Annotated in this window: 4 protein-coding genes and 1 pseudogene; 3 read left to right on the top strand and 2 right to left on the bottom strand. The window is 38.9% G+C overall.

The features are described 5' to 3' along the window. Positions 1-1,582: pseudogene (locus ACOVO2_RS03770) on the bottom strand (hypothetical protein); the annotation flags it as partial. 19 nt (positions 1,583-1,601) lie between these two features. Beyond that, complete coding sequence (locus ACOVO2_RS03775) at positions 1,602-2,924, bottom strand: proprotein convertase P-domain-containing protein (RefSeq protein WP_421768688.1); 1,323 nt, start codon at positions 2,922-2,924, stop codon at positions 1,602-1,604. A 462-nt stretch (positions 2,925-3,386) separates the two neighbouring features. Here ACOVO2_RS03775 and ACOVO2_RS03780 point away from each other — a divergent pair, with 462 nt between their 5' ends. The 3 genes from ACOVO2_RS03780 to madM all read left to right on the top strand — a co-directional run bounded on the left by ACOVO2_RS03780 (position 3,387) and on the right by madM (position 6,118). Continuing rightward, on the top strand, positions 3,387-4,874 hold the full coding sequence (locus tag ACOVO2_RS03780; protein WP_421768689.1) for an acyl-CoA synthetase: 1,488 nt from the start codon (positions 3,387-3,389) through the stop codon (positions 4,872-4,874). Between the two features lie 112 nt (positions 4,875-4,986). Beyond that, entirely contained in the window at positions 4,987-5,355 is a 369-nt protein-coding gene (gene madL, locus ACOVO2_RS03785) for a malonate transporter subunit MadL (RefSeq protein WP_421768690.1), read from the top strand. Between the two features lies 1 nt (position 5,356). Continuing rightward, complete coding sequence (madM, locus tag ACOVO2_RS03790; RefSeq protein WP_421768691.1) at positions 5,357-6,118, top strand: malonate transporter subunit MadM; 762 nt, start codon at positions 5,357-5,359, stop codon at positions 6,116-6,118. Positions 6,119-6,279 lie beyond the last annotated feature (161 nt).

A 6,279-nucleotide genomic window follows, 5' to 3' on the forward strand; every position in this document is an offset into this window, starting at 1 on the left:
CTAAACCACTTGACCATAAGTAGCTGCCACCACCAGTTGCGGTTCTGCTTACACTAGTCGCCGTACATGTTAAGTTATCAGTACCAGTGATGCCTGCCGTTGGTGGTGTGATATTTTGTGTCACTACCGTTGTCGCAGTTGCAGTACAGCCATTGGTTGTATTGGTAACAGTCACAGTATAAGTGCCTGGACTACTGATATTTACTGTCGCTGCCGTACCTAAACCACTTGACCATAAGTAAGTTCCGCCACCAGTTGCGGTACGGGATACACTTGTCCTACTGCATGTCAAATTATTCAGTCCAGGACCAGCATCAGTAATTGTTGCTGTTGGTGGTGTAATATTTGCTGTTACTAAAGTTGTAGCTGTGGCGGTTGAACAGCCATCAGCAGAGGTTACAGTCACTGTATAGGTGCCTGCTGTAGTTAAATTTACAGTTGCACCAGTAGAACCATTGGACCATAAATATGTTCCACCACCGCTGGCGGTTCTTTGAACTGATGTCGTTGTACAAGTTAAATTTGTAGTTCCTGAAATAGCTGCTACTGGAGCACTTGTACAACCAGCTGTTGAAGTTATTGTAAAATTAGAAGGCGTGTTTCCTGTATTTGAATCAAACCCATGACTTGGCGTTGTATTTACATCATAAAACCTCATATTTGTGCCAATCAAACTACCGGCACTGGTTATCGTACTGACACCATTTATAACTCTAATCGACCCATTAGTACCGGTTATCTGTTTATTGACAGTAAAATCATTTGCGACTTCAAATCCTCCATTTATCGTAGCTGGCCCATTGAATGTGGCACTACCCGCGATTTGCAAACATGAACAAGCTCCTAACGTAAACACATCTACTCCTTTATCTCCTAAAATAAAGTCACAAGCCGCTCCTCCTAATGGACCGCAAACTGTCTTTATTAAACCTAAGTTTTCAATCCTACCATGATTGTTAAGTGTCCCATCAATATTTATAGTTGCACCAGCAAAATTTCTGACTAACAAAGCATCAGAATTTTCTAGATTACCAAAATTCATCAAACCTTGGTTGGTAAAAGTTGTTCCTGTTCCTATAAAAAATAGAGAAGTAGAAGTAGCATTTAATACAGAGCTTGTTCCGATATTATTAAATACAAAAGTCCCTTGTGTATTAATTTGGCTTGTAGCTGTAAAAGTAAAAGTACCTTCGTTATTGATAGTCAAATTATTCCCAAAAGAAGTTTGATTGGTATTAATTGTACCACCTGGTCTTACATTAATTGTAGCAGCTGAGTTGACGGTAAAGCTATTATTAAAATTATAAGTACCATGAACATCAATTGTAGTTCCTCCTAGATTTAAGCCGCTGGTTTGTGTCCAAGTAACGCCTGTAGCAACACAGATTCGATTTCCAGTACCATTAATATTAATACTTAAATCGCCAGTATTTGCTGTAATACATAGCGTTTGATTACCGTTAAGATTAAAACTTGTTCCTCCGGATGGAGCTGTAAAAGTACAACTCGTACATTGACTGTACGACTGAAAACTTATACCAAAAAATGAGCAAAACGTAAATAATAGGAAAAACTTTTTCATCGTATTTTATTTAATATTTTTATTCCTGCTTGGAAATCAAAATGGGCATTCTCAAGGTATTATTGCTTGTATTTTTTTCTCTATAAATATGATTTGGGTCAATTTCAATTTCTAAAAAATATTGACCTGATTTCAATCCTTTGGGTAATTGGATATACTGACCTTCATACAATAGTCCGTAAGTATCATATCCACCTACACTGATTCCTTGTTTTTTTGATTTACAATCTGAATAATTTCCCAGACCATAATTTTTCAAGTTTTTTTCTCCATAATTGATACCTTTTTCTTGGCATAAATCGTTGGTGCTTGAGCAAATTCCTGAATCAAATAAACAATAACTAATCTTTCTACTTTTAGCAACTAATTTAGATTTCTTTCCTACTTTTTTTACTAATCTAAATTCAACCCAATCATCTACATGGTAGTGGTTGTGTCCAGGTTCATTATCAAAATAATTAGTCCCAGCTAAATAATCCTTTGATGTTAACTGATTGCCATTTTTTGAATAAATCCTTTGATAAATCTTTTGTCGAGCAAATTTCCCATCGGCACATTTAGTCAAAGAATCAACTTTCAAATCTCCACAATACCATTCGTTCATTCCTAGAGTTTCCATTGGCCCATCGCCTATATTTCCAATTGTTGCTGCAAATCTTAATTGTCCAGGATACTGAGGATCATCTTTTGGGTATTCTTTTATTTGTTCTGCTGTGAATTTTTTTAAAATATATAAATCAGGTAGAAGCTCACAACTTTCGGTATTATTTGAGCACTCACATTCCTCAGGGTTTTCAAATGAACAAGGACTTAGTCCTTCACTAGGCATTGGATTTTCTGAAAATTCAAGGTTTAGGTAATTCAGATTCCCTCTTTCTCCTTCTCTCAAATCTGCTATTAACAACTTCCAAGTACCATTTGGATTTTGACCATTATTTAAAAAGCTAAATCTTCCATCGGGAATATATTCCCCTTCAAAAGGAGCATTTGCTTGATGTACATACCCTGAAAAACCATTCGAACGAAAACATGTATTCATATAGTCTTGCCCTTGGTCTCTACCATTTCTATTGCTCAACCATATGGTAACACCACTCGGACTCCGTAATTCTATTTTTAAATCTGAGACTCTCGGATGGGATATATTAAAACAAACTTTTGAGATACCGAATTTGCTGTCTATCAATTTTGGAAGCTTTTCAATTTCAATCTTAAAGGTATCTGTTCTAACCGCCCCTCTGAAATCATTAATGGGCCCTCCTCCAGCAACAAACTGCTGGGCAATACTATAACCATTGTAAACAAATAAAATGAGAATAGTATAAAATGTATTTTTGTTCATTTCTACGAATCATTTAAAATTTTGATTCAATAAAAATACAACAGCTAATCATATTAATGCTAAGTGTCATAAAATTATTCAAAGATACCACTTAATAACTTTTCATGTACCAATAAATATGCCATTTTTTAGATTAAACAGATATACGTAACGGAAAATAGGCTTTTTGAAGAAAAATGGATGAGAAACAGACAACACACAAATTATGGTATTACATCATCAAAAATCGTGCCTTTAAAAAATTATTTTAAATTACCAATAAAGTTTCCATTTTTTGGAAGTAATACAAAAATTAATTTTTAATGCAATTCCATCTAGCTCATTATAAATTTTATCAATTGTAAAAAAACTTAAACTGTTTCAACGAACACCTCAATATATCTCACCAAAATTTCATACTTTTAGCCATTCTTTTTTCGATTGATAACCTATTCCTAAAAACTTATTCAGCCAAGTCTTGTCATGCTCAAATTAGTCAAAAACGCTACCTCAAACCCCGATAACCAAGCTATCATTTCCGATAATCATTCCTATACTTACAAAGATTTACTTGATTCGTCGCATCAATTTGCCTCTTTACTGCTCGACAACATCACCGATTTAAACGAAACACGAGTAGCATTCATGGTTTCACCGGGGTTCGACTACGTGAGCATTCAATGGGGAATCTGGCGTGCGGGTGGCATTGCCGTGCCTTTGTGCATTAGTTATCCGCTACCATCTTTACAATATGTCATTGAAGATACCGGAGCTGAAATCGTGATAGCTGGTGCAGAGTATGCCGAAATCTTACGCCCATTGGCGGCCGAAAAAGGTTTCCGATTTATTATTTTGCCCGAAGTTGATAAAGCGACTATCGAACTAAAAAAACTACCCAATTTACAGTCAAGCCGAAAGGCAATGATACTTTATACGAGTGGCACAACAAATCTTCCGAAGGGTGTTGTAACAACTCATGCCAACATCGAAGCACAGGTTTCGACCTTAGTAAAATCGTGGCAATGGTCGGCCAAAGACCATATTTTGTGTGTGCTTCCACTTCATCATGTGCATGGCATCATCAATGTTATTTCGTGTGCTTTGTGGTCGGGTGCAACGGTTGAGTTTTTGCCTTCATTCTCGGCCGAAGGTGTTTTTGGGGCATTTCAGAAAGGTAAAATCAATGTTTTCATGGCAGTTCCAACCATTTATTTCAAACTTATTTCGCACTGGGAATGTCTTTCGGCCGACCAACAGAAACAAATTACCGATACACTTGCCAAATTCCGTTTGATGGTTTCTGGTTCGGCAGCATTGCCTGTTTCGGTAATGGAAAAATGGAAAACAATCAGTACTCATACCCTACTCGAACGCTACGGAATGACAGAAATAGGCATGGGAATTAGTAACCCGTACGATGCCGAACGCAAAGCTGGGTACATTGGAAAACCACTTGCGGGCGTAAAAGCCAGACTGGTTGATGAAAACAACGTGGTGGTGAAACGTGGACAAGCAGGCGAGATTCAGATAAAAGGAAAAAATGTTTTCTTGGAATATTGGAATAAACCCGAAGCTACCAAAAAGACGTTTACGGAAGACGGTTGGTTTAAAACTGGCGATGTGGCGGTCGTAGAAAAAGGTTATTATCGAATTTTAGGCCGTGATTCTATCGACATCATCAAGTCGGGAGGCTATAAGATTTCTGCCTTGGAAATCGAAGAAATACTTCGTACGCACCCTGCCATAGAAGATTGTAGCGTAGTGGGTGTTCCGAACGAAGAATGGGGCGAACTCGTAGCTGCGGCCATTATCGTAAACGAACCAAACTTAGACCTAAAAGCACTTAATTCTTGGATGCGTGAAAAAATGCCTGCCTACAAAACTCCACGCCAATACAAAATTGTAGAAGAACTCCCTCGCAACGCCATGGGCAAGGTGACTAAGAATGATTTGAAGAAACTATTCAACTAAACGAGTATAGGTTACCACGGAGGCACAGAGAACACAGAGTTTCACGGAGAAATACCCTGCATTATTTATGAGCAGGAACCCATCATTCAACAAATAAAACTAACCTAAATAAATGATAATCTACGGAGTAGCCATTTTGGCTTTTTGTTATGTAATTGGCCAACTTTTTGGCGAATTTTTGGGTAAAATCATCGGAGTCGATGCCAATGTTGGGGGTGTTGGTTTTGCGATGTTATTGCTGATTTTACTCAGCGATTGGTTCAATAAAAAGGGCTATCTCGACCGCAGCACCGAAAATGGCATCATGTTCTGGAATCAGATGTATATTCCTATCGTAGTGGCGATGTCGGCAACCCAAAATGTGCGAGTGGCGGTTTCGAGTGGTTTTATTGCGGTCTTGGCTGGCCTTGTACCAATTATTATTTGTGCCATCACGATTCCGTTCTTGGCGAAACTCTCAAAAAATACCCAACTCGACTAACATGGAAATCATCGCAAAATTCCTCGAAAAAAATGGTTTGGTGGTGGCGTTCCTATCGGTGGGAATCATCATTTATGTATCAGGCATTATTTCTGATAAACTAACCAATAAAAAAATCCCTGCTTCGGCCATTGCTATTCTGGCGGGTTTAATTTTAGCCTACATTGGTGGGGTTTATACCAAAGGAGAAAAAGGCATTGCCGACATCAAAATTTTCTCGGGCTTTGGCACAATGGGCGGCTCAATGCTCCGTGACTTTGCCATTGTCTCAACCGCCATGGGTGCAAGTTTTATTGTGATGAAACGCACGGGTTGGGTTGGTGCGTTATCGCTTTTCTTGGGTATTGTTTTATCGTTTTTGGGTGGAGTTGTGGTGGCACTGCTCGGTGGTTATACCGATGCCATTAGCCTAACCACCATCGGTGCAGGTGCGTGTACATACATCGTTGGACCTGTAACAGGTGCGGCCATCGGAGCAAACTCTGACGTGATGGCCCTGAGCATTGCGGCGGGTGTAGTAAAGGCCGTAGCCGTAACGATTGGCACGCCATTTATTGCCAAATACATTGGCCTCAACAACCCACATACCGCCATGGTTTTTGGTGGACTAATGGGAACAACCAGTGGCGTAACGGCAGGTTTAGCAGCCACCGACCCAAAATTAGTGCCTTACGGAGCATTAACGGCCACTTTCTACACAGGTCTGGGCTGTCTATTCTGTCCTTCAGTTTTATTTTTACTAATGAAAATGATTTTTGGCTAATTGTAGGACAAGTTTCTAACTTGTCTGTTACCGAGAATAAAAACAATAGAAGTTCGACTCCTCCAGAGTCGGGAAATCTCCCCTATTCTTTCTCCCCGAATTTCATTCGGGGCTATTCAAGTTTGACCACCAAGTGGTCAGTTTTTCGTAGGACAAGTTTC

Origin of the sequence: Emticicia sp., assembly GCF_049241225.1 — a bacterium.
Classification (GTDB): Bacteria; Bacteroidota; Bacteroidia; order Cytophagales; family Spirosomataceae; genus Emticicia.